The sequence below is a fragment of the Porphyromonas canoris genome (assembly GCF_000765975.1).
Taxonomy (GTDB): Bacteria; Bacteroidota; Bacteroidia; order Bacteroidales; family Porphyromonadaceae; genus Porphyromonas_A; species Porphyromonas_A canoris.
The window spans coordinates 401,878-427,293 of record NZ_JQZX01000008.1; the positions used below are offsets into that span (position 1 = coordinate 401,878).

General features: G+C 46.7%; 20 protein-coding genes. 8 read left to right on the plus strand and 12 right to left on the minus strand.

Going from position 1 to position 25,416, the window contains the following annotated elements:
* Positions 1-7 precede the first annotated feature (7 nt).
* Positions 8-1,027 carry a rod shape-determining protein gene (locus tag HQ29_RS04640; RefSeq protein WP_036845739.1) on the minus strand — a complete coding sequence of 340 codons (1,020 nt, stop codon included), beginning with the start codon at positions 1,025-1,027 and terminating at the stop codon, positions 8-10.
* A 42-nt stretch (positions 1,028-1,069) separates the two neighbouring features.
* Positions 1,070-2,581, minus strand: coding sequence for a bifunctional phosphoribosylaminoimidazolecarboxamide formyltransferase/IMP cyclohydrolase (gene purH, locus HQ29_RS04645; protein WP_036867791.1), 1,512 nt, complete (start codon positions 2,579-2,581; stop codon positions 1,070-1,072).
* Between the two features lie 344 nt (positions 2,582-2,925).
* On the opposite strand from purH, the gene HQ29_RS09885 reads away from it, so the two are divergent.
* The 4 genes from HQ29_RS09885 (at position 2,926) to HQ29_RS04665 (ending at position 5,635) form a co-directional block, all read left to right on the plus strand.
* Positions 2,926-3,255, plus strand: coding sequence for a hypothetical protein (locus HQ29_RS09885; protein WP_052079426.1), 330 nt, complete (start codon positions 2,926-2,928; stop codon positions 3,253-3,255).
* Positions 3,256-3,326: 71 nt separating this feature from the next.
* Positions 3,327-4,001: an OmpA family protein gene (locus HQ29_RS04655; protein ID WP_036867793.1), complete on the plus strand. Its 675-nt coding sequence runs from the start codon at positions 3,327-3,329 to the stop codon at positions 3,999-4,001.
* A gap of 245 nt (positions 4,002-4,246) precedes the next feature.
* Positions 4,247-4,738, plus strand: a complete 492-nt coding sequence (locus HQ29_RS04660; protein WP_036791668.1) for a GNAT family N-acetyltransferase — start codon at positions 4,247-4,249, stop codon at positions 4,736-4,738.
* Positions 4,739-4,795: 57 nt separating this feature from the next.
* Positions 4,796-5,635, plus strand: coding sequence for a DNA alkylation repair protein (locus tag HQ29_RS04665; RefSeq protein WP_235318021.1), 840 nt, complete (start codon positions 4,796-4,798; stop codon positions 5,633-5,635).
* A 751-nt stretch (positions 5,636-6,386) separates the two neighbouring features.
* Here HQ29_RS04665 and HQ29_RS04670 read toward each other — a convergent pair.
* From HQ29_RS04670 to ftsA, 3 genes are read right to left on the minus strand one after another with little or no spacing between them, the layout of a single operon-like run.
* Complete coding sequence (locus tag HQ29_RS04670; protein ID WP_036867794.1) at positions 6,387-6,836, minus strand: GatB/YqeY domain-containing protein; 450 nt, start codon at positions 6,834-6,836, stop codon at positions 6,387-6,389.
* Positions 6,837-6,895: 59 nt separating this feature from the next.
* The gene (gene ftsZ / locus HQ29_RS04675; RefSeq protein WP_052089819.1) at positions 6,896-8,275 is read right to left on the minus strand and encodes a cell division protein FtsZ; all 1,380 of its coding nucleotides are present in this window, start codon (positions 8,273-8,275) and stop codon (positions 6,896-6,898) included.
* A 21-nt stretch (positions 8,276-8,296) separates the two neighbouring features.
* Positions 8,297-9,745 carry a cell division protein FtsA gene (ftsA, locus tag HQ29_RS04680; RefSeq protein WP_036867796.1) on the minus strand — a complete coding sequence of 483 codons (1,449 nt, stop codon included), beginning with the start codon at positions 9,743-9,745 and terminating at the stop codon, positions 8,297-8,299.
* Positions 9,746-9,970: 225 nt separating this feature from the next.
* Between ftsA and rpsA the strand changes: the two genes are divergently transcribed.
* From rpsA to HQ29_RS04700, 4 genes are all read left to right on the plus strand, one after another.
* Positions 9,971-11,773 (plus strand): 30S ribosomal protein S1, encoded by a 1,803-nt coding sequence (rpsA, locus tag HQ29_RS04685; protein ID WP_036791675.1) that lies wholly within the window; start codon positions 9,971-9,973, stop codon positions 11,771-11,773.
* Positions 11,774-12,221: 448 nt separating this feature from the next.
* Entirely contained in the window at positions 12,222-12,941 is a 720-nt protein-coding gene (cobI, locus tag HQ29_RS04690) for a precorrin-2 C(20)-methyltransferase (protein ID WP_036867797.1), read from the plus strand.
* Complete coding sequence (gene cbiD / locus HQ29_RS04695; RefSeq protein WP_036867799.1) at positions 12,934-14,778, plus strand: cobalt-precorrin-5B (C(1))-methyltransferase CbiD; 1,845 nt, start codon at positions 12,934-12,936, stop codon at positions 14,776-14,778. The genes cobI and cbiD overlap by 8 nt, the downstream gene beginning before the upstream one ends.
* Positions 14,779-14,818: 40 nt before the next feature.
* A complete protein-coding gene (locus HQ29_RS04700; RefSeq protein WP_052089820.1) occupies positions 14,819-16,021 on the plus strand; it encodes a hypothetical protein in 1,203 nt (400 codons plus the stop codon).
* A gap of 10 nt (positions 16,022-16,031) precedes the next feature.
* On the opposite strand, the gene HQ29_RS04705 is transcribed toward HQ29_RS04700, so the two are convergent.
* The 7 genes from HQ29_RS04705 to HQ29_RS04735 form a co-directional block, all read right to left on the minus strand.
* Positions 16,032-17,123 carry an endonuclease/exonuclease/phosphatase family protein gene (locus tag HQ29_RS04705; protein ID WP_036867801.1) on the minus strand — a complete coding sequence of 364 codons (1,092 nt, stop codon included), beginning with the start codon at positions 17,121-17,123 and terminating at the stop codon, positions 16,032-16,034.
* A gap of 759 nt (positions 17,124-17,882) precedes the next feature.
* Positions 17,883-18,371, minus strand: a complete 489-nt coding sequence (locus HQ29_RS04710; RefSeq protein ID WP_161781558.1) for a DUF4268 domain-containing protein — start codon at positions 18,369-18,371, stop codon at positions 17,883-17,885.
* Entirely contained in the window at positions 18,358-19,074 is a 717-nt protein-coding gene (gene lipB / locus HQ29_RS04715) for a lipoyl(octanoyl) transferase LipB (RefSeq protein WP_052089822.1), read from the minus strand. The genes HQ29_RS04710 and lipB overlap by 14 nt, the downstream gene beginning before the upstream one ends.
* A gap of 33 nt (positions 19,075-19,107) precedes the next feature.
* Positions 19,108-22,272 carry a PD-(D/E)XK nuclease family protein gene (locus HQ29_RS04720; protein WP_036867804.1) on the minus strand — a complete coding sequence of 1,055 codons (3,165 nt, stop codon included), beginning with the start codon at positions 22,270-22,272 and terminating at the stop codon, positions 19,108-19,110.
* On the minus strand, positions 22,269-22,760 hold the full coding sequence (locus HQ29_RS04725) for a metallophosphoesterase family protein (RefSeq protein ID WP_036867808.1): 492 nt from the start codon (positions 22,758-22,760) through the stop codon (positions 22,269-22,271). Before HQ29_RS04725 ends, HQ29_RS04720 begins: the two co-directional genes overlap by 4 nt.
* A complete protein-coding gene (locus tag HQ29_RS04730) occupies positions 22,757-24,364 on the minus strand; it encodes a RecQ family ATP-dependent DNA helicase (RefSeq protein WP_082226837.1) in 1,608 nt (535 codons plus the stop codon). Before HQ29_RS04730 ends, HQ29_RS04725 begins: the two co-directional genes overlap by 4 nt.
* Positions 24,361-25,416 carry a diacylglycerol/lipid kinase family protein gene (locus tag HQ29_RS04735; protein WP_052079422.1) on the minus strand — a complete coding sequence of 352 codons (1,056 nt, stop codon included), beginning with the start codon at positions 25,414-25,416 and terminating at the stop codon, positions 24,361-24,363. The genes HQ29_RS04730 and HQ29_RS04735 overlap by 4 nt, the downstream gene beginning before the upstream one ends.

Below are 25,416 nucleotides of genomic sequence, written 5' to 3' on the forward strand. Positions count from 1 at the left end.
ATTCCGCTTACTTTATAAGCAGTCTGTATTTGCTTGTGTTCTTAAGAGCTTCGTATGTCCCCATGGAAACCATGTGAAGAGGATCTTCCGCCACATGGAAAGGTATCTTGAACTTGTTGGAGAAACGTCTGTCCAACCCCTTGATAAGAGCACCACCGCCTGCAAGATAAACTCCGTTGCGAACAATATCTGCGTACAACTCAGGAGCCGTGTTGTCAAGGGCATTCTCTATGGCGGTTTCTATTTTCAGTATGGACTTTTCCCAACATTCGGCAATATCCTTGTGGCTCACCTTTATGATCTTCGGAAGTATGCCTACCTGATCTTGTCCGCACACCTCAAACTCTTCGGGCGGATTTTCAAGGTTGATCAAAGCAGAGCCTACACTCTTCTTGATCTGTTCTGCCGTACGTTCACCTATCCTCATATTGTGTTCCGTCTTCATGAAGTTCACTATATCGTTCGTGAGCTCATCACCGGCAACCTTTATGGACTTATTGGAAACGATACCACCGAGAGATATTACGGCAATTTCGGTAGTACCACCACCTATATCCACTACCATGTTACCCATCGGATCCAGAACGTTCAGTCCTATTCCTATTGCTGCTGCCATTGGTTCGTGTATCAGATACACCTCATTGGCGCCGGCTTTCTCTGCAGCCTCCTTTACGGCTCGGACCTCCACGTCGGTACTGCCGGAAGGGATACAGATGACGATCTTCAAAGATCTTGGAAGAAATCCTCTTCCCGGAATAGCCTTTCTGATCAGTTCGCGTATCATCACCTGACACGCTTCCAAGTCTGCCACCACACCGTCTCTCAAGGGACGAATGGAACGCAGATCGTTATTCTCCTTTTCAAAGTTGCTGTAAGCCATATCTCCCACAGCCTCCACTTTGTCTGTCTTCTTATTGATCGTGACATAGGAGGGCTGATCCACCACCACCTTTCCATCATGAATGATGACGGTATTAGCAGTCCCCAAGTCCATAGCCAACTCATGTTTGAATGAAAAAAAGCCCATATCTTTTCTCTGTGTCTGTGTATTCTTGTTATTCTTTTCCTTTTAATGCTTGAAATGCCTTGTTCCGGTAAAGCACATGGCTATACCGAAGTTGTTGCAGGCAGCCACCGACTCTTCGTCTCTGACAGAGCCTCCGGGTTGTATGATTGCTGTTATGCCGGCTTTGTGAGCCTCTTCCACGCAGTCGCTAAACGGAAAGAACGCATCCGAAGCCAGTACAGCCCCTTGCAAAGAGAAGCCGAAGCGTTCTGCTTTCTCTATTGCCTGTTTCAAGGCATCTATTCTCGAAGTTTGTCCGACACCTGCGGCATACAGCTGTCCGTCTTTAGCCAAAACTATTGCATTGCTCTTACAGTGCTTCACAATCTTATTAGCAAAGAGCATGTCTCTTATCTCCGCATCCGTCGGTTGCTTCTCTGTTACGGTCTTGCACTCTTCTTCGCTTTGAGAAGAGCAGTTTCTCTCTTGTACGAGAGTACCATTGAGGCAGGTGCGAAGCAGATGGTCTTGAAGCGTAGAGTGTTCTTTGCGTTCCAAAATGATTCTGTTCTTTTTCTCCCTAAGAGTGTTCAGAGCCTCTTCGGAGTATTTGGGAGCAACGATCACCTCAAAAAAGAGTTTGCCTATCTCCTCTGCGGCGGAGAGGTCTACCTCTCTGTTGGTTACGAGTATGCCTCCGAATGCAGAGAGCGGATCGCAAGAGAGTGCTCTCATATAGGCATCTTTGACATTTTCGCCTGTTGCCAATCCGCAGGGGTTATTGTGTTTCAGTATGGCAAAAGCCGGTTTTGCATCAAACTCTTCTATGATCCCGACAGCAGCATCTATATCGAGAAGATTGTTGTAGGACAGTTCTTTTCCGTTGTGTTTGGTGAAAAACGCATCAATGTCTCCTCTAAAACTCGCCTTTTGATGAGGGTTCTCTCCGTATCTCAAAGGCATGGACTCCTCAACGCTTTCCCCTGCGAGGTAAGACGCAATGGCTCCATCATACATGGCAGAGAGCTTAAACCCTTCTGTTGCCAGGGCACGTCTCTCCTCTTCCGAGGTTATGCCGCCACGTTCAAGGATGCCTTCTATCGTCTTGTAGTGTGCTATCGAAGGGCAGAGTACGACATCCGCATAGTTTTTTGCAGCAGCCCGTATCAAAGAGATACCGCCTATGTCTATCTTCTCTATGATGGCTTGATGCTCCGCACCGCTCTTTACCGTATCGACAAACGGATAGAGATCCACAATCACCAGATCTATGTGCGGAATCTGGTACATTGCACACTGCTTGTCATCATCGGCATTGGAACGTCTTGCCAATATCCCACCCATAATGCTTGGGTGAAGAGTCTTCACTCGTCCGCCAAAGATCGAGGGGTAATTGGTCAACTCTTCCACCGGAGTGCAGGAATAGCCCAAGCGTTTGATATACTCCTCCGTTCCCCCTGTGGAGACGATCTCTATATCAAGAGCGTTCAGCTTGGCGAGAATGACATCCAAGTGATCCTTGTGATACACCGATATCAGTGCCTTCTTGATTTTTCTTGCGTTCTTTACTTCCATCTGTTCTGTGTACGGTATCGGGATAAACTTTTCTTTTATCTGAACCACAAATATAGCTATTTATCAGCAGAGTTCAACACCGAATAAACACTAAATACCATTCAAAAGCGAGGGGTGAAAACGCTTATTATCCTAAGAGATCTTAACGATGCCCAATAATGGCTTGAGAAGATCTGTTTTTTGATGAAAAGAGATCCCTGTAATCGTATCACGATACCCCTAAAGCAGGTCAAAATCTTTACTCTGAATGGTATAAAGTGCAGTAGTCGGAAAAATATTTTTACCTTTGTCTTGTACAAAATATCGTAAATAACGAGAGACAACCATCCCAATACGAGTAAAATATGAAGACATACGATGACGACGAAATGGTCAATTACATCTTGACCCATGCCACTTCCGAGGAGTTGCGACAGTTGGATGATGACAAGATCATCTATCTTACCGATTTGGTGGATGAGTTTTTGGAGTCTCGCGGTTACTTTGACGAGGAGGATCCGGATCTTGAAGCGCTGGAGGATATTCTCTCTTTGAAGAATACGGAGTTGTACGATTTTGTTGTTAAAAACATAAAGAGGGACGACTTTGAAGACTTCTCCCTCTCTCCCGAATCATTTAAAGAGTTTTTGGCTTTGGACGATGATTATCGGGATACACTCGAAGACGAGGAGTAACAGATAGAAGAAAAAAAGCCCCGAAGAGCCATCTCTTCGGTATTTGATAATCCTAAAAGAGAATATAAAGCATGAAAAATCTGAAATCTATTGTAGGCGTATCCTGCCTTGCTACGGCTCTGATGTTTAGCGGTTGTGGCGCAAATAATATGGTAAAAGGTACAGGAATTGGAACTGGAGCAGGTGCAGCTGTTGGAGCAGGCATTGGTAAAGTTGCCGGTAACACGGGTGTAGGTGCCATTATCGGTGCTGTCGTCGGAGGTGTTGCGGGTGGACTTATCGGCAAGCAGATGGATAAGCAAAAGAAAGAGTTGGAACAGGTGATACCCGAAGCAAAGGTAGAGACTGTGAACAACGGGGAAGCGATCCGTGTTACATTCGACAGCGGCATTCTGTTTCCTACCAACTCCAGCACTCTTAACGCTGCATCCAAGACTGCCCTTACCCGTTTTGCTGCCAACATGAAAGAGCACCCCGATACCGATATACGTATTGTGGGACATACCGATAATACAGGTAGAGCGGAGTATAATCAGAAACTTTCCGAAAAGCGTGCACTAAGTGTGTTCAACTTTTTGGTGTCTCAGGGTATCGCTTCCGGTCGTATCAACTCTTACGGAGTAGGACTCACTCAACCGATTGCCGATAACAGCACAGTGGAAGGTCGCGCTCAAAACCGCCGTGTAGAGGTGTTTATCCTCCCTAATGCAAAGATGATCGAAGAAGCGAAGAGCGGAAAACTATAATCTCCCGTTCCGACCATTAGAATAGATAAAAGGCTGTGATGAAAGGGCGAACCTTCATTACAGCCTTTTTTTTAGTCGCTTTTACGAGAGTCCTGCAAAATCGTTACTTTTAGTCATCGTTATGGGGATTTGTTTTGTGATAATGAAGCAGGACAAATTCTGCGCATTGAAGTCTGCCCCAAGGGGGCATTCGATCCGAAATTTTTTATTCAACGCCGGCGTACCACTTTATTCCGATAAGAATCATGCCCGATAGAGAAAAATATAAGATAAGAGAGATGAAGGAGGCAGAGTATTTTCTGCTGAAAGAGTTTTTGTACGAAGCTATTTTTATTCCGGAAGGTATAGCTCCTCCACCCAAGTCTATTGTAGAACATCCTCTGTTACAGATCTACATAGAAGATTTTGGAAGCAAGCCGGACGATAAATGTTTTGTGGCTGAAGCGGGTGGAAAAGTGGTGGGTGCGGTATGGGTTCGCATCATCGATGACTTCGGACATATAGACGATGATACTCCCTCTTTTTCAATCTCACTTTACAAAGAGTACCGAAATCGTGGAATAGGTACCGAGATGATGAAACAAATGCTTGAATGGCTCGCTCAAAAAGGCTACAAGAAAGCGTCTCTTTCTGTTCAGAAAGCAAACTATGCTACGAAGCTCTACTTAAAAGTGGGGTTTGAGATTCTTGAAGAGAAAGGGGATGAGTATATCATGTTGTACAGAATAGAAAAGTGAGATTTTCGAGAGAAAGTTTTGGCAGAATGGTATTAGGACTTTGAAACCGGTTTCCTGATGAGTAAGATGAATGGAGAGAATAAAGATATAAAGAATAGAAAGGGCGCACGTTCTATGAAAGAGATCCCTTCGGCTATTCTCAGAAAGCTGAATGCCGGAGAGATAGAAGCAGTTAATCTGACCGAAAGTCTGGCAATAGACCAAAAGAAACTGCTGGAGAACTTCCTTCGTCAGAGTGGACGAACGGACTACTTGGAACCGATACTGAAAAGTGTGGATACCGCCGCTAAAATTTCGTATAATACAATGAGTGAAATCATTGGTGAAGAGCTTTTGCTGCAAGCCGGAAAGCATGGAGACGAGCAGCTGTTTTCTCTTCTTCGTAATCATCTCTCCGATATGGTGCGTTGCTGGGCGGCATATTTTATCAGTAGGGATAAAACGTTGGGCATTGCAGAGGTGTTGGAGAAGATAAAGCCATTTGCCGCAGATCCGCACTTCGGTGTGCGTGAGATTGCCTGGCTCTCCGTCAGACCTCGAATAGCTCAAGAGCTTCTTCCGAGTATAGAGATATTGTCCTCTTGGACTTCAAGTTTGGATGAAAATATCCGTCGATTTGCTACGGAATCAACGAGACCGCGTGGTGTTTGGTGCAAGCATATTCCTCTCTTGAAGGAGTCGCCGGAGGTGGCTTTGCCGATTCTTGAACCATTGAAGTCGGACAGCTCAAAATATGTTCGGGATAGTGTCGGAAATTGGTTGAATGATGCGAGTAAGAGCAACCCGATATTTGTGCAAGAGATTTGTACCCGTTGGTGTGCCGAAAGCGATACAAAAGAGACGCGATACATCGTTAAAAAGGCATTGAGGACATTGAGCAAAAAGAGCAATATTTGAGGGCAAAATCTCCGGTACTTTTTATATAAAAATGGAGAGCCGTCTTGGGTGCTCCTCATGTGAGATTTTGGGATGAATTTTCCATTTTTGAGGAAGTCGTTTTGAGGTAACTCTTTTGTCTGCAAATTGATATGACGAAATCGCGAATTTGGAAAAATTTTTTTCTCAGTCCGTTTGATGGGGCTTTTTCGCGTTAATAGGTGTGAATTTTAACGCCTATATTTGTGAATTTTTCCTAATAAAGAAATTTGCCTTTTCGTGGTCATTTTAGGCCAAAAATACTTAATGGTTTGATATTTAGTGCTTTGTCTGTTTTGGCTGAACACTTTAATTGAATCCGGTAAACGTATTAAATGAAATCGCTAAACGTGTTCATTGAAAAATTAAACACGTTAAGCCGAAAGAATATGCTCGTTTACCGTTTTGGGTAAACAGGTCTCGGAATTTGTGTTAATAAAACGGGGTGATTTAACAAATTCGGCACCCCTCCGGAAACACCACCTCCGATCAAAATAGAGAGACCGAAAAAAGTAGGCATTTTTCGGTATGGAATATATAAAAACGCGCTTCGGGAAGCTCGCTTTTTTGTGGTTGATTTCAGATAAAAAACGGGCTATCCGAAAGTGTGATCGGATAGCCCGTTATAGGATGTTGCCTTTCGGCATTTGGAACGTCTGTTTTGCTTCGATTGTGTGAAGCATCGCACCGTATATGGGGAGCCTTTTCTCCCGAAACGGCAAGAGTGCGTTGTTTAGGAGAGGAGCTTCTTTACCACTTCGGAGAGAACCTTTCCATCCACTTGTCCGGCGAGTCGTTTGGACGCTTCACCCATGACACGTCCCATGCCTTTCATGTCTGCCACTCCGAGCTCGGCTATGAGGGCTTTCACGTGTGCCTCTATCTCCTCTATGGAGAGCTGCTTGGGGAGAAACTCTTGCAGTACAGCAAGCTGTGCTTCTTCCTCTTGTGCGAGATCTTCTCTGCCTTGTGTACGGTAGATCTCTGCACTTTCGGTGCGTTGTTTGGCAAGCTTTGCCACGATTTTGGTGGCGACTTCGTCTGTCAGTTCACCGTCCGAACCTTTGGCGGTTTTTGCTTCCAAAAACTCTTTCTTGACGGCTCTGAGTGCTTCGAGACGCACTTTATCTTTAGCAAGCATGGCGGATTTGATGCCATCGCTTATGGTGTCGAATAGGCTCATATATCTCTTATATATATTATATGTATGTGTTAATTGTTTCGTTGTGTCGGGGTCGGGGTTTACTTCTTTCCGAATGTGATGACGTCCGAATCCCACTCACGATCGTTATCGTGCTCTTTGTTCTCTTCCGTTTGTCCTTTGTCCGAAGTGCCGGATGCGGATGATGCAGAGCCGGAAGCTGCTGTCTCTCCCTCTTTTATGCTGCCATCGGACGGCTGACCTGCCGTTGTTCCCTCTTTCGGAGTACGAAAACGCTCGATCATAGAGTCTACACGGCGCAGAGTCGGAGTGTCTTGGATAAAGGAGATGAAGATATCGTTGTCCAGCTCTTCCTCTTCAAAGATGACAGACTTCGGCTTGCTCGCCAGAACAATGCTGTCTCCCATCGCCTGCTTGTAGTACTCGCGGATGCGGTTGAGGTCTTTTTCGTTCGTGATGTTCGGCTTCGCATCTTTGAGGCTAAAGCCTGAGGCAAGGATGATAACCTTGACCTTGTCTCCGAGAGACTCGTCCAAGCCGTAGCCCCATATCCATCCGTAGCGTCCTTTGAGCCTTCCCGTAAACTCTCCTATCTGCTCTTGGATGGCATCCATCTGCGGTGCGCTCTCTTTGGAGAAAGAGACATGCAGAAGGATTCGACCTGCTTCGGCAACATTCGCAGAGTTGAGAAGGGGAGAGTTCAAAGCGGCATCTATCGCCTCTATCACCGCATTTTTGCCGGAACCATACCCATGACTCACGATAGCAACGCCGCCATTGCTGAGCGTTGTATGAATATCCGCAAAGTCGAGATTGACGATGTCGTCGCGAGTGATGACGTCCGAAATGGAGCGTGTGGCTATTGTGAGCGTATCATCAGCCTTATCCAAGGCGTTCATGATGTTGAGATCGGAGTAGACGAAACGGAGTAGCTCGTTGTTGATGACCAGCATCGCGTCTATGTTTTTACTCATCTCGTCAAGTCCGTCCAACGCTTTCAGGATTTTCTCTTGTCCCTCAAAAAGGAACGGAATGGTAACGATCCCCACGGTGAGGATACCCATCTCTTTGGCGATGCGAGCCACGACGGGAGCAGCTCCTGTACCTGTTCCGCCACCCATCCCGGCAGTAATAAATGCCATGCGAGTGCCGTCATTGAGAGCTCTGCGAATCTCTTCTTCGCTCTCTTCTGCGGCTTCTTTTGCCACTTCTGGCTTATCTCCGGCTCCAAGTCCGCGCGTCCGATTTTCTCCTATACAGAGTTTGTGTGGGATGCTACAGCGTTGGAGGTGTTGCCGGTCTGTATTACATAGAAGATAGGTGATATGCTCTATGCCCTCTTTATACATGTGATTGACGGCATTTCCACCGCCTCCTCCCACACCTATCACCTTTATGATGGGGGAGGTATTGGAAATGGTGTCTCCGTTTATATCGAGTAGATTATCTGTAGTTGTCATAAGCTATAATCTTCTAATACATTAATTTTCGGTTTCGTCCGGAGGTGTTATGATGTCCATAAAGCTCTTTGCCCAACCCATAAAGCCTCCTTTCTTCTTCTGCTTCTGTGTGGAGGAGGTATTGTCTCTGGTGGGTTCCGGCTCCGGTTCTATCTCTTCTATCGGTTCGTCGAACTCTATCTTCTGAGCTTGCGGTGTCGTCTCTGTGGCGTAGCTCTCTTCCGGCTCTTCTTTTCCCTGTGTTCCCTGCGGCTCTACCGCTACCTCTTTTATCTCTGTCGGCTTTGCCACGGGGCGTGGCTCTATACACTCTTCGTACGCTTTACTGATAAGAGCATAGAGCAGATGCAGATGAGGCTTTGCGATATAGGCTCTGTTGGCAGGGCTTACCTGGAGATGTTGGCTCAAGGTAGAGGCTTCGTGGACGTTTGCACCCAGTGCATCGGATAGCATCTTAGTGATCCCGGTAAGCTGGGAAGCTCCTCCCGTGATGATTATATCGCCTCCGATCTCACCTTTATTGATCATCTCCCAAAGGTGATGCCGGATGTTGTCCACGATCTCCTGTGTACGCGCTTCGATGTATTTGTCTATCTCATACTTGCTGATCTGCTTGGTGGAGAGCTTGTCTCGTGTATTGACCTCTACAAAAGTCTTATCTCCATAAACCGGTTGGCACGTTCCCACGGAGCATTTGACCCTCTCTGCCTCTGACGGAGTGATGTGTAGCGAAGTGATGTCTTGTGTTATGTTTTGACCTCCAAGCGGTATCACTCTGACGCCTTGCAGCAATCCGTTCTTGTAAACACAGATTGTGGTGCTGCCTCCACCGAGATCGATGAGCACGCACCCCAGCTTCTTATTGTCGTTTGTCAGGAAGATGTCGGAGAGTATAAGCGGTGAGATTTCGATGTTACAGATCTCATAAGGGAGTTTATTGGTGAGCACCGATATGAGGTTGTGCTTCTTTTGCGGCTTGGCAAGCAGAAGACGGAAGCGGGCATCCAGCTTCATCGCCTGCACTCCTACCGGATCGGAAGTGTATTGGCTGTTGACATAATACTCCGGAGACTCTATCATGAGAAGTTCGTATCCGGCAAGCTCGAAAGAGGAGGCTTGTTGGCGAAGCTGTTCGACATCTTCATCCGTGATTTCGTGAGGCGAATCGAATGTGAGCGACTCCAAATGTTGTGCCGTCCTAAGGCTTTGTCCTCCTATCCCGGCGTACACTCGCGAGACCTTTTTTCCTGTAAGGCGTTCGAGCGTATTGAGAAGAGACTGGACTTTCAGCGCTGTGGTTTCGAGGTTGAATATTGTTCCGCGAAGAATGCAGCCATCGGTGGGTTCTTCTGCATTGGCTAAGATATTTATGGTGTATGCTCCTCCTTCAAAACGCTTGGTTGCGATAGCCCCTTTTATAGAGGAGGAGCCGAAGTCTATTACCGCTACGGTTATGTTTTTATTCTCCATGAGAGGTCTGTTTTGATGTGATACAAAAATACATTTTTTTCGCTTAAATGGAAAGAAAAACAGCCTCTCCCGACCCTTTTTTTACATTCACACATAACTCCCTAAGAATAAACAGGAAATAGATTGTTATATCAGAAAAAATCTATACCTTTGCAGCCGTGCTGAGTGGCACGGATAATCAACATAATGTCCAACTCACTAAAGCTTAATTTTAATTTTTAGTTAATGAACAAATCTTACAAAGACGTGAAGCCCTTAGAGGACTTCAACTGGGAACAATTCGAGGAAGGCTCAATTATTTCCGAACAACCAAAAGAAGAAGTTGAAAAAGCTTACGACAACACCCTTAGCGCCGTTAAGGAGCAAGAGATTGTGGTAGGTCGTGTAAGCTCTATCAACAAAAGAGAAGTAGTCGTGAATATCGGCTACAAGAGCGAAGGCGTGGTGCCTTATGCAGAGTTCCGTTACAATCCGGACCTAAAAGAGGGCGACGAAGTAGAAGTCCTTATCGAAAGCCAAGAAGACAAGAAAGGGCAGCTTGTACTTTCACACAAGAAAGCTTGCGCAGTACGTTCTTGGGAGCGTGTGAACAAAGCTTTGGAGAACGACGAAATTGTGAAGGGTTATGTAATGTCTCGTACTCGTGGTGGTATGATCGTAGAAATCTTCGGTATCGAATCTTTCTTGCCGGGATCTCAAATAGACGTGAAGCCGATCCGCGATTTCGATGTTTACGTAGGCAAAACAATGGAGTTCAAGATCGTGAAGATCAATCAAGAGTTCAAGAACGTTGTGGTTTCTCACAAGGCTCTTATCGAAGCAGAACTCGAACAACAGAAGAAAGCAATCATATCTACGCTTGAAAAAGGTCAGATTCTCGAAGGTGTGGTTAAGAATATCACCACATACGGTGCATTTATCGACCTTGGCGGTGTAGATGGTTTAGTACATATCACAGACCTTTCTTGGGGTCGTGTAAACCATCCTGAAGAAGTGGTACAACTTGATCAAAAGATCAACGTGGTTATCCTCGACTTCGACGATGAAAAGAAACGTATCGCACTTGGTCTTAAGCAACTTACTCCACATCCATGGGATAACCTTGATGCAAACTTGCAAGTGGGCGACAAGGTTAAGGGTAAAGTGGTTGTGATGGCAGATTACGGTGCATTTGTAGAAATAGCTCCGGGCGTGGAAGGTCTTGTTCACGTATCTGAAATGTCTTGGACACAACACTTGCGCAGCGCACAAGAGTTCTTGAAGGTAGGCGATGAAATCGAAGCCGTAGTCCTTACTCTCGATCGTGAAGAGCGTAAGATGTCTCTTGGTATCAAGCAACTCAAGCCGGATCCATGGGCAGACATCGAAGAGAAATTCCCTGTGGGCTCACAACATACAGCCAAGGTTCGCAACTTTACCAACTTCGGCGTATTTGTTGAGTTTGAAAACGGTGTAGATGGTCTTATCCACATCTCCGATCTATCTTGGACAAAGAAGATCAAACACCCAAGCGAATTTACTCAGATCGGTGCTCCTATCGAAGTGAAAGTGCTTGAAATCGACAAGGAAAACCGCCGTCTCAGCCTTGGTCACAAGCAATTGGAAGAGAACCCATGGGATGTATTCGATACAGTATTCACTGTCGGTTCTATCCACGAAGGTGTTATCACAGAAATGATAGAGAAGGGTGCGGTAGTGGCTCTACAATATGGTGTAGAAGGTTTTGCTACTCCAAAGCATCTTGTAAAAGAAGATGGTACACAAGCTCAAGTGGACGAGAAACTTCCATTCAAGGTTATCGAGTTCAACAAGGATGCTCGTCGTATCTTCCTTTCTCACAGCCGTATCTTTGAAGATGAGCAAAAGAAGGCTCGTCAAGAAGCATCCAAGGAACGCCGTGAAGCTAAGAAGGCAGAACAAGCACCTGCATTCACAGCTACAGCTACCACAGTAGAAAAATCCACTCTTGGTGATCTTGAAGAGCTCGCAGCTCTTCGCGAAAAGATGTTAGGCGGTAACGAAGAATAATCTTAGATTATACATAATACTAAAAGCCCGGTGAAATCAATTTCATCGGGCTTTTGTTTTACCTTCTATATCCCCGCATCTTTTGCAGAGGAATCTCCTTCCCTCTTTCCCGTTTCGGGATCAAGAGTTTTGATAAAGCCATTTGAAAATCGGGTTATTCACTTTAATTTCTTTTTCTAAACCTGTTCGGAAGAGGAAATCAAGGCTTGAAAACTGCATGGCAAGGCTTGACTTCCACTTTTCAAGTCTTGGTTGCCACTAATCGAGCCTTGAATCTTAAATCTTTACGGGTTTACTTCCACTTTTGAACGGGTTAAACTCTTTTTGTGAACAGGTTAAAGGCAAAAAAAGAACGACCAAGAGGGAGGCTTTGCCGTGTGCAGAGGGCAGAACAGCCCCATTGAAATATTTCCGTACCTTTACACGGAAAACAGACTATCACTTATCCATGACAAAAACAACGGCATACGCTCCTCAGTGCGTCTCGTTAGGTCCGGGAGATCCTAACCTTCTCACGCTCGGAGCTTTGAGGATACTTCAGGAGGCAGACGTTATCTTCTGTCCGGCTACCATTAGAGAGAGTTCCGTCACATCACGTGCAAGAGACATCATGCTTGCTGTCGGCATAGAGGAGAGCAAGCTGAGACTGTTTCATGTACCCATGAGCAAAGACCGCTCGAAGGCTATGGTTGCTTACGCAGAGGTTGCCGGGGAGATATTCCAAGCCGTTCAGAAAGGTCTCCAAACCGCATTCGTGGCGGAGGGGGACTCCTGTTTCTACTCCTCCGTACACTATATATCCGATATTCTATTGGAGCATCACGGCTTGTCCGCAACGCATACCGCCGGTGTCCCTGCCTTTATTGCTTGCGGCTCTTTGGCAGGTATTCATATCGTGAAGCAGGATGAACCACTCTCCGTTTATCCTTCCAATGTTACACCGGAACAGATAGAGAAAGATCTCTCGGAGCATAAAACCGTGGTGCTGATGAAGGTGTCTCAACAGCAACAGACGCTTCAGGCTCTGCTGCAAAACCGCCCCGATCTCTCGTGGCACTACTTTGAGAATGTCGGAGTATCGGGCAAAGAGTACTACACGACAGATAAGAGCATCATAGCCGAAAGGGAAGTGCCTTACTTTTCTATCCTGATCCTTCGCAATGAGTGAACCTGCAATACTTGTAATAGGAGGGACAACGGAAGGCAAGATAGCCGCCAAGGTGTGCGACGAAGCCGCGAAACCTTACTTCTACTCCACGAAAAACCGTTCGGGCGAAGTGGAATGCGCTCACGGCATACGCCTTACGGGCGGATTGGATGAAGAGAGTATGCCTCGTTTTTGCAGGGATAACGGTGTGGCTCTTATCATAGATGCGGCTCATCCTTTTGCCTTGAATGTCCATGCCAATATCGGCAGGACGGCAGAGTTGTTGCCGGATATTTCGACCATTCGTATGGAACGTTCGTTTCCGCAAGTGGATTCACGCATCATTCCGTTCGATAGTTATCAGGATGCCATTGCCTATCTTTTCGAGCAGGACATCACTTCGCTGCTTGCTCTTACGGGCGTCAATACGATAGCAAAGCTGAAAGATTATTGGACGAAACACACTTGCGTTTTCCGGATAATGCGGAGAGAGGAGTCGCTGGAGAGTGTCAAGGCAAACGACTTTCCACTCGAACAGATTGTCTTCTATGACGATGAGCAGGACGATGAAGCTCTTTTCAAGAAAGTGCAGCCGCAGGCAATCATCACCAAAGAGAGCGGTGAGAGCGGAGGTTTTGCCGATAAGGTGAGTGTGGCACTTCGCATGGGAATACCGGTGTTGGTGATACGCCGTCCGCCTCTGCCCTATAATCCTACGGAGACAGTCTATGGACCTCACGGACTGAGAAAGAAGATCGAAGCTCTTCTACCTTCATTTTTCCCTCAAAAAACCGGATTCACCACAGGCTCATGCGCTACGGCTGCCACGAAAGCAGCCATCACAACGCTTCTTACAGGCGAAGAGCAGGAGACAAGTGAGATTTTACTGCCCAACGGAGAGCCGGTAACTCTCCCCATTGCATCTACCGGTGTGGAGAGCGATGGCGGTATCATCTGTTGTGTGATAAAGCAGGCAGGAGACGACCCCGATATTACCGATGGTCTGGAGATCTGTTCGTCTGTTTCGTGGAGCAGGGATGTGCCGAAGGGAGAAGTGAGATTTCTAAATGGCGAAGGTGTCGGCGTGGTTACGCTTCCGGGTTTGGGGCTTGAGATCGGAGGGCCTGCCGTGAATGCCACTCCTCGAAAGATGATGACGGCAGAGGTGTTGCGCACGCTCGACCATTACGGCTACCACCCGGATATGGGCATCAACATCAGAGTCTCGGTACCTAAAGGGCGAGAGACGGCAGGCAAGACCTTCAACCCTCGTCTCGGTATAGAGGGCGGAATATCCATACTCGGCTCATCCGGTATAGTGAAACCTTTCTCCACGGAAGCGTTTATAGCCTCTATCAAGAGAGAGGCTCAGGTCTCCAAAGCAGTAGGTGTAACGCATCTTGTGATCAACTCCGGCGCAAAGAGCGAAAGGTATCTGAAAGCGCTCTATCCCGATTTTCTCCCTCAAGCATTCGTACAGTATGGCAACTTTATAGGTGAAACGCTGAAGATTGCAGAGGATTTGGCATTCGAGCAGGTTACGCTCTGCGTGATGATAGGTAAGGCTGTCAAACTGGCTGAAGGTGCTCTGGATACGCACAGTAAGAAAGGCGTGATGAACAAAACCTTTTTGCAGGAAGTGGCAAAGGAGTCGGGATGTTCTTCGGAGACCATCCGGCAGATCGGAGAGATCACTTTGGCGCGCCAGCTTTGGGAGATCGTCCCGGCAGCGGAGCGTCTATTCTTCGACAGACTGATCTCTTTGTGCCGTCTGCACTGCTCGTCTCTGTTTACGCATGGAGCTTTTCATATATTGCTGATGGACGATGAGGGCAATGTTCATCGCTCTTCTGTCTGAACTCTTTTCTCTCTCCTTAAACCGATTTTTCGTATATCGCATGAAACCGATACAGACTACTCTTTTCGCTTTGGCACTGCTCCTTTTTTCTGCCAAGATGTATGCTCAAAACTTTTACAGGGCCGAGCGTCCGGTCTTATCGGCTATGGAGATGAAGCCTGGAGAGCTTTCTCTCGATGTCGAAGCAGAAGCATTTTTCAGAAACAACGAGTATGCCAACAGCATTATAGCAGACTACACGCTTCCCGGATACCGTGCGGCATTCGATCTGACCTACGACCTCAAGAGCGTTATCCCTGTCCGCCTCTCTCTGGGAGCGGAAAATCTCTACTTTTTTGGAGCGTCCAGATACCCGGCTGCTATCGCTTACAGCGACCTCCCATACTGGAAAGATGAAAACCCGTACACGCGTTTTCGGATAAAACCACGCTTTAGAGCCGCAATGGCACCGAGCAAAGAGTGGCTGATCATACTGGGCAGACTGGAGGGTTTAGGCAGACACAAGCTCATCGAACCCCTTTTCCATTCGGAGCTGAACCTCACATCCGACTCCGAAAACGGCTTCCAGCTCCGCTACGATACGCCTCGAAGACATTTCGATCTCTGGATAGACTGGCAGAGCTTCATATTCAAACACGCCACTCACCCCGAAGCGTTTGTCGCAGGAGCCAATCTGAGACAGCGACTCTTCACGGCTCACACGGAGAGCAAGCATACTCTGGATCTCTCCTTACAGTTTATCGCTCATCATCGGGGCGGAAAACTCAATGACATACATCCCGATACCGTTCACACTTGGGTCAATGCCTCAGTGGGAGCAGTGCATACGATACCCGGACTCATCCGTAACAGGTACACGCTTAAATCCGAAGCGTATCTGCTCGGATACTCTCAACGAGGCGGACACTTCGCTTCCGACAAAGGTTGGGGAGCTTATGGGAAGATGACGTTGGAGTCTGAAAGCGTTCAGCTCTTCGGCTCTCTCTGGTATGGGAAAGGCTTTTTGGGTGTGTTGGGATCGCCTTTTGTGCAGAGCATAGACAGGCACGGCGCATTTTATAATGCCGATAGGAGCTTTGCTTTCGGGCAGATAGGAGCTTCGTACAAGATAGTGGAGCGCAACCTCTACACCTTTGGGGCGGAAGCCTCGCTATGGATACATCCGCAAGCCTCCTCGCTCACGAGTCATCATTTGGGCGTTTACATCAGCGTTTCGCCCTCTTTTCTGCTGAAACGTTTCTGATAAGAACTTCCTATCTATCCTTTCTCCCTTTTACGAAGTAGAGATAGACCGGGAAGTGATCCGCATATCCTCCTCTGTATTCCCCTGCCACAAATGTACGAGAAGGATAACCCTTGTACTGACCGTCAGGCTCTGTGAGAAGAGAAGAATTGACAATAAATGCCCTGTATCCCTTATCCGGATCTGCATAAACGGTAAATCCGTCGGGGTTTGAAGCTGTTCCGAAGACCGCATTTTTATTGATCATCAACATGTCGAACAGGTTCCAGGCATCCTGATGAGCCAGAGTCCCGTAACCGTCTGCGTATAGAGCGTGCATGGGAGAGAGCAGGTCGGACGGCTCTTTGAGCAGGTCTGCGGACGGCAGTGCCCGTAGTCCGTTTACGATACTTGGGCTTACGGGATCATCGTTGAAGTCGCCCATCAGAACCACCTTAGCCTCCGGAGAGCAAGCCACAATGGAGTCGCTCATCTGTCTCATCGTAACGGCGGCAGCCATTCTTCGCTTTAGGGAGATCTGTTCACCCCCGAAACGGGATGGCCAGTGTCCTACGATAAAGTGAAATATCTCGCCTTCGTGGCGCATCTCGACGTGTAGGAGGTCTCTTGTCTTAATATGTTCTTCGTCTGGGATCACTACCGGCTTGATGCCTGAGCTTACCACTTCAAACATCTCTTTACGGTAGAGCAGAGCGCAGTCTATGCCTCTGGGATCGGGCGATTCGTAATGTATGATGTCGTAGCCCTTATCCGCTATCGCCGGCATTTTGACAAGATCTTCCAGTACATACCTGTTTTCTATTTCGGCTAAACCGAGAATATCCGGACCGCCCATACCTCCTATGAGAGATATGGCTTTTGACATGTTGTGCAACTTGTGTTGATACTTTTTGGTGTCCCACTTGTTCTTGCCTTTTGGAGTGAACTCTTCATCGTTCACCTTGGGCTGATTGATGGTGTCAAAGAGATTTTCCAGATTGTAGAACGCTACACTGAAATACTTTTCCGACCTCTTTTGTCCGGGTTGTGCACTCGAAGACAGGGCTGCAAATGCCGATAGTATGCACACGCATGCTATCAAGCCGATATACTTTCCTTTCATGTTTTTCTCTGTTTATATGGTGCCGAAAGCTACTCTTCGTGAGAATATCGCTTTTCGGTGGCACAAAGTAAGAAAATTTGAAAGGAATAAGCAAAAGAATAGACAAAAACTCTGTTTTGAGAGCGGTAAAAATCGCTTCCGGTGAGTCCGGATTTTTATATATTCCATCCCGAAAAATGCACCCTTTTTTCCTGCTCTCTATTTTGCTCGGAGGTGGTGTTTTCAGAGCACGACCGAATTGTTAAATCAACCCCGGTTTATTAACACAAATTCCGATACCTGTTCATCCAAAACGGTAAACGAGCATATTGTTTCGGCTTAACGTGTTTAATTTTTCAATGAACACGTTTACCGATTTCATTTAATACGTTTACCGGATTCAATTAACGTGTTTAGAAATTTCTGTTAATAGTCTGAATATTAGTGTTTTATCGGATTTCTCCATAAAAAGTGCATTTTCAGGAGCATTTCTCTATTTAGAATTGTTTACAGTTGTGGGTGTTAAATTTCAGGGTTATTAACTCGAAAAAGGCTCATGGATTCGATCGGGAGGAAAAATTTTTCAAGGATGGGCTGGTTTTGTATCCTGTTGTTTATGAGAAGATTATAGGGATATTTGAAAGCAGACAGATGAAAATGCTCTCAAAAAGAGAGGAAAAGGAGCGATGAAAAACAGGGGAGAGCCACATCCGTTTTTATATAAAAGCGACAGCCCTAAGGCTGTCGCTTTTGTTAGAAAAGAGTCTTTCTGTTTTATATTTATACCTCAAAGGAGATGTATGGCTTTATCTCCAAAAAGTTGCGTTCGAGAAGATACATGTACTTTGCCATGAAAGAGAAGTAGTCTCCCCACTGTTGCGGTACATGATAGTCGAATGCACCCTCCTTGTAGATGCCGATCTGCGTTACACACTTACCCACTTCGGTGGTGGTCTCCGTCCGGATCTCAAGGGGCAGATCTATGTCCCGTTGGAGAGTCTCCATATACGGTATGATGCGCTCAAGCATTTCAGCTCTCTCGTGATGTGCATTGTGGCTCAGCTCTATGACCACTGCCACGTGCTGACGTTCCACTATAAACTTCAGTGCAACGCCTTTCACTTTGGTGTGGTGCAGTATCCAGAGCTTTTTTCTGCCACGCAGCGAGGGTTGTACCGACGCATATCGGGCAAAAGCGTTCCAGAATTCGGTTTTGAGAGCAGCTAATTCGGCTTTTGTGTACATCGGGATGAGATTAGAACGTTGCAAGCTCTATGCGAGATATGCCCCACTCTTGCGCAAGCAGTTCTATGAGTCTTTTCTCTATATCTTCCATGGGAGGAAGAGGAGAGGAGAGCAGACGCTCCATGGTGGTAACACCCTTATCGGTAAATCCGCAGGGGTTGATCAGGTTATAGATAGAGGTATCGAGATCGACATTGAGCGCCAAGCCGTGCATGGTGATGTACTTCGAGCAGTAGATGCCCACGGCACACACTTTGTCGTAGCTGCGTTCTCCGGGAACCCATACACCGGATGCGCCTTCGATCCGAGTGGTATTCCTGAAACCATATTCGGCAAGGAGTTTCATGACAGCCTCTTCCAGACTCCAGACATACTTCTTTACCCCGATGCCGAGATCTTCAAGGTCTATGATGGGATAGACCGTAAGCTGTCCCGGACCATGGTAAGTAACATCTCCGCCTCTGGACGTGTGGTGGAGTTCTACGCCTCTTTCGGTGAGTACATCCTTTGAGAAGAGGATATTGTGAGGGTCTGCGTGCTTTCCCATCGTGATGACGGGAGTGTGTGTCAGGCTTATGAGAGCATGGCGAGCCGGTTCCAACTCTCTTTTTCTGAGGAGTGCTTCGTTGAACAACTGCTCTTGTAAGGCAAGCCCCGTGGCATAAGGGATCTTCCTCAGTGTGGTATAGTAGAGTATTTTATCTGTCTGTTGCTGTTCTGTTGTCATGGTTGTTTATGGTGTTAGTAAGTGTTACTTTTCCTATATCTCCTCTTCCGTGTCATCTTCTTCCTCTTGTATGCCGAACTTATTTGCCCAACAGCTTTCACTCATGTGGCATTTGGTACAGGATTTGGTGTTGGGAGTATAGGGATTGTCCGGGTTGATGATTTCGGTCAAAAGCTCTTGCATGAAGGGGAGAAAAGTATCCCGGTAGTCTTTTGCGTAGTCTCTTATCTCGTCTGCATCCGTCTCTTTCTTTGCTCCTTTCTTTTTGGAGAATTGGAAGTAGTTGATCGGAGTGGCATCGTAGGTCTTGAGAATCATCGGACAGACACCTTCATATCGGGAGTTCAACATACCGGCTTCGCTATCGGACGGAGCAGAGAGAAGTGCCTCACAGTACAGAAGAAGCTGGACAATGGCGAGCTTCTTGAAAGAGGGGAGCTTTTCCATGGATAACTCTTGGGGAAGAGTGGTTTCGTCTCTACCGCTCTTATAGTCCACTATCCGCAGTATCCGGGTATCCGTATCGAGCCGGTCTATGGTCATCGTAAAGTTGACCTCCTCTCCGTTACCTACCGGAAGAGGGAGCTTATACTCCTTCTCTCCTGCGATGAAGTAGTATGGAGTCTCCTCTTGCTCCAGATCGGTGCGGATAATCTTAAAGACCTGATCACAAGCATTGGCGAAGAGTGCGGTGTTGAACCCTTTCGGATCATTGGGAACACCGCTTGAGCCGGACATATAATAGTTGTAGGAGCTGCGAAGCTCGCTTATCACATGACGCTCTTCTTCTTCCAGCCACGACTTGAGCTGCGCTTTAGAGATGAGTCCGGGAGCACCCGAAGGAGAAAGGAACTTTCGATAGAGGTTGTTCATACTTCTGTGTATGATGCTTCCTATAAGGGCAGGGTCGAGAAGCTCTTTGAAACCGGTCTCCTCTTTTATCCCATATATATAGGTGTAATAAAACTGTCTGGGACAAGAGAGATACCTTTTTATGGAGGATGCAGAGAGATATTTACCACTTGCAGGATCCGTGATTTCGGCAATGAACTTCCGTACCAGCTCTCTGTCTATCTCCTCATTCAGATCCGGATTCTTATCCATGATGAGAGGATAGTGGGCACTTTTGTAGGAGACTCTGATGTCATAGATGAAGTCGAGCTGGCGGATAAAACGGGAGACTTCTCCCAATGAACCTTTCCCCTTTCGGGTATCGTAGGTGAAGACGATCCTCTCTGCCGATGAGATAAGACGATAGAAGTGGTAGGCTCTGACCTGCTCGTGCCACTCGTAAGTAGGCAATTGGAACCCGATTCGAAGCGTCATGGGGATAATACCGGATATGCTTCTCCTGGGCGGTAGAAGTCCTTCTTGCGCATCGGGAATATAGAGGGTATCGAAGTCGAGTCCTCTTGTTTCGAGCACTCCCATGATTTGAAGTCCGTGAAGAGGCTCTCCCTCGAAAGGAATGGACTGTGATTTGAATATGGTCAACATCATCGAAGCCACAGTCTTGAGCGTAAAGGGAGGCAGAGTGGAGAGGGTCTGCGAGCGGTGCAGACGGAGCAGGTCCTCAAAGAGCTGCTCTTGCGTTTTCACGATCTTAAGCAGATGTGGAACGACATAAAACTCCGCATTGGTGCGCTCGACTGCTTCTTTCTCGGCTTTGAGCTTATACTCTTCGGATCTCCACTCTTCACTCTCTTCAGGCTTTTTGTATCTGACGTCTGCAATGAGCCGCAAGATGCTCTTCAGATAGGGTAGAAGAGCAGAGCCGTCATCCGCAGAGAGTGGTAGAAAGATCCGTTTGAAAAACTGTGTTTCCGTTGCTGTGAAAGAGTGAGAGTGTTTCGATTTGGAAAGAAAACCGGCAGGATTGAGAAGCTGATCGGATGGAATGTAAAATATGCGCTCTCTCTCCATAGTCTTGAGTATGGCTGCGGAGGCTTCTCCTATGATATCGGAGACGATGTAGTTGGATAGCACACGTTCGACATCCGTATGGTGATATTCCACTGTTCCGGCTTCGTTTCGTTTTGCTCTCAGGTGCATCCGGATAAGAGTCTCTATATAACCGATGTACGATGAGCCTTTGACAGGGTACCCCATCGTTATATTCAACTCCGGAACAGAGGATGGAATGTTGTTGAGTAAAGGTAGCAGGAGCGACTCGTTGGGCAGAATGATGGCGGTGTGAAGCTGATCTCCGGATGAGAGCGATGGGTTTTGCTCCAAAAACTGTCCTATCACTCTGCTTTGGGCTACACTTGAAGGAACGCTGTAAACAGACACTTCCGGAACGGTCTGCTTGATCTTATACTCTATATAGTCCGTATCTCCCGGTGACGGAGAGGGGAAGAGTTTCAGATTTTGCTCTTTGAAGTAGAGCGCTTTGCCGTTGGGAAGAAGTGCTTCGAAACGGTAATCCCAATAGAAGATGGTGGATGCGTGCTCTTTGAAGAGAGATAAGAGCCGCTGTTCGACTGGTGTAAGAGCATTCAGCCCCACGAATACGAAGGTCGTTTTAGAGGAAGAGAGGGGAGTGGGATCGGCTTGGAGCTGTTCCAATAATGCCCGTAACGCCATGCCTTCATAGGCAAGATTTTCGTCTTGCAGCTCTTCTCTGAACTTGAAATAGAGCTTGCAGACTCTCTCCCAAAAGAGTAGAAAACGACGATGATAGACATCACTCTGTCCGGATTCCGGCAAACTGTGGAGAAATGGCTTCAATGCTTCTCTCTGCTCTTCGGATAGATAGGAAGTGTCGCCCTCTAATTCTTTGAGATCTCTCAGGTTTCGGAACAGAGCCCCGGCATCTATCAAGTGTTTGTCTATATCGTTAAAATCGCTGAGAATAAGAGAGGAGAGAGAGTAGAAAGCATCGAAGTTTCGAGTGGAAAGGCTCTCATCTTCTTCATTTTCTCCCGGTAGCTCCTGGCAGAGTTGCAGATAACAGATGTAGAGTCGGTATGCAAGGAGGACAGGGTCGGCATTGGTACTCTTGCTCATCTTACCTAAAAACTCTTCGAGAGTAACTATTTCAGGAGAGAGTATAGGCAGATCCGCCGTGGCGTGTTGGCGTATGTAGTGCCGAAAAAACACTCCGCTACGTCTGTTGGGAAAGATGAATGTGTAGCGGTATAAATCCGAACGATGTGCCGAGACAAAGTGATCGGCTATTTGTTGTAAAAGTTTCACGAGCCAAGTTCTATTATTTCCATATCGGATATTATTCCGTTATCCATTGTAAAGCGAACCAATGTCCTAACTGTCTGTTGCCCATACGTGCCGGCAGCTCCGGGGTTCACCACCAGGCAATCTAAGGAGTGATCGTACATGATACGCAGGATATGAGAGTGTCCGCAAACGAATAGCTTTATCCCTTTTCTGCGTATTGTGGTCGCAATGGTTGGGGCATACTTTCCGGGATAACCTCCAATATGAGTGATGAGAACCGGTATACCTTCCATGGTGAACTCTTGTGCGAGAGGAAATTCTCCTTTCAACTTTCCACCATCAATATTACCCAATACAGCGCGTAAAGGTGCTATCTCCGAGAGTTTATCAGAGATCTCTATATCTCCTATATCTCCTGCGTGCCATATTTCATCACAGCCGGAGAAGTGCTCTCTATACCTTTCGTCCCAAGTGGAATGGGTATCGGATAGTAACCCTATGCGTTTCATTTCCTTGTCTTACTTTGATTGGAACTCTTTTTAACCTTTGTGAAAGGCTGAACTTCTACGCGATGCAGCATGGTAGGTTCTTCTCCTTTCAAAGCAATACGACCGGATGGAGTTACCTGTAAACTGTATCCTTGGGAGTAGTCTATACGTAAGAGCCCAAGCTGTACCATTTGAAAAATATAGTCTTTCCACTCTCTATAAGAAAGGTCTAACCCTATGCCGTAAGTGGATAGATGGTGATAACCTCTGTTTAGGATCTCGTATCTTCTTGATCCTCGAAGGATTTCCACGGTTGTGTCTATACTGATTTTCTCTCCAGCACGAATGATTGTGCTGAGTGCTTTTTGAAGAATAATCGTAGCATCGAACAGATCTGTTTGGGGAGAGAGACATACATCGCAGTTGCCACAGTTGTGATGAGCTTCTTGCCCAAAGTAGCTTAGCAATATTCTCCTTCGACAGATAGAGCTTTCGCAGAATCTTTTCATGTATTCCATCTTCTGCTGATTCAGCTCTGTGCGTCCCCCTTCTTCTAACAGCTTGTCGAGTATAAAAATATCCCCATAAGAGTAAAAGAGGATCGTGGAAGCCGGTTTCCCGTCTCTCCCTGCCCTGCCTATCTCTTGGTAATAACTCTCTATATTACGGGGCATATTGTAATGAATGACCCATCTGACATTGGACTTGTCTATGCCCATACCGAATGCGACAGTGGCGCAGATGACGTCTATCTGATCTCCGACAAACATCTGATGAACCAGATCACGAGATCGTGCCGGGAGTCCGGCATGGTAAGGCATCGCCCGAAAACCCATCTTGTTGAGTCTGCTCGCAAGTGCTTCCGTATCGTCTCGCTTAGTGCAGTAGATGATTCCGGTTGATCCCCTCTCGTGGGCTTCTATATGTTGTTGTATGGCACGTATCTTCTCTTCCTTTTTGTATCCTCTCCTGACGGTCAGAGTAAGATTGGGGCGATCAAAATCTCCAATCAGCTCTGTCGGATTACGGAGATCCAATCTCTCTATAATATCTTTCCTGGTTGTCTCATCCGCTGTTGCGGTAAGTGCTATGATGGGAGTATTCGGCAGATATTGCCTTACGATGGAGAGCTTGCCGTATTCCGGACGGAAGTCATGCCCCCATTGGGATATGCAGTGTGCTTCATCTATGGCAATAAGAGATATATATTTCTCTTGGAGAAGCTGTAGGCCGAGTGGGCTGAGAAGTGTTTCCGGAGCAAGGTAAAGGAGTTTGAGTTTTCCGAAATAGAGTTGCTCCAAGACGTTTCTCCGTTCGGACTCTTTCATGCTGCTGTTGAGAGTGGCAGCTGTAAGGTCTGAAGATTTATGAGAAATAGCTTTGACCTGGTCGCTCATCAGGGAGATCAGAGGAGATACCACTATTGTACACTTGGGAAGAATAAGGGCAGGTATTTGAAAGCAAAGACTCTTCCCTCCGCCTGTCGGTAGAAGTACGAAAGTATCTTGCCCGTTAAGAACAGCCTCTATCGCTTCTCTCTGAAGCGGTCTAAATTCAGAGAGTCCAAACTGTTCTCTAAGAACTGTTTCCGGAGTCTGTTCCTGTAAATGGGGCGTCACGCTCATCCTTTTATCTCTTTCGGTTTGTCCTCGTCTTTGTTCTCGTCTTTTTTCTTTCCTATCCCTTTCAGTGTGGAGACAACCTCTTCAAGTATTCCATCTTTCCACTCCAAATAGTTATTCGTATGGGTAAAGAATATATCCAATATCGTCTGTTCTCTTTTGTCATACTGCCCATGTATGACATTCAGAGCCTGTGGCTTCATTTCTATGAGGAGATGATCGGTTTTGGGTTTAGGGTCTCCATCCACATGGAAATGAACCGGATCTTTGAGTTTTATTTCTATACGTTTGCCACGAAGTTGTTTGGTGTATGGATTTTTGTCCAAGCCTTTGGAGAAAAGCTGGTATGCAATCTGTCCCGAGTGTACTAAGGAAAACTCCTCGATCATGGTTACATCAATAATTCCATCCGTTATGTCTGCCTGAGGAGCGATATACGCATTGTTGCCGTATTGGGAAGCATTGGCGCAGGTTAGTAGGAAAAGAGAGTTTGTACTCTTTTTCCCGTCTACATCTATCTCGCATCGAAGAGGTTCATGCTTGAAGAACGTATCTATTACCTCTTGTACATATCCTGCCGGACCTCGTTGAGTGCGTTCACTGAAGCGGGCAGAGACTTCGGCGTCAAAGCCAACACCGCATGTACAGAAAAAGTATTCGTCATTCACCGTACACGCATCCATGCGGAGGCATTTGTGTTCCAAAAGGGTGGCGATTGCTTCTTCCGGATTTTGTGAAATGCCCAACTCTCTTGCCAGACCGTTTCCGCTACCCATCGGAATGATACCTAAAATAGTGTTTGTTCCTACAAGCGACTTTGCCACTTCGTTTACAGTCCCGTCTCCACCAATAACCACCACGATGTCTGCTCTCTTTTCTACGGCATCTTTAGATAGTTCGGCACCATGTCCTCTATGGTTTGTTTTATGAGATTCGTATCTGCCCTTCTTCTCTTTAATCGCTTTTTCAAGAGAAGCGAGTACATCATCCTTGTCCCTCTTTTTGCCGGAAGCCGGATTACAAATGATATAATAGAATCTCTTTTTGGATCTCAT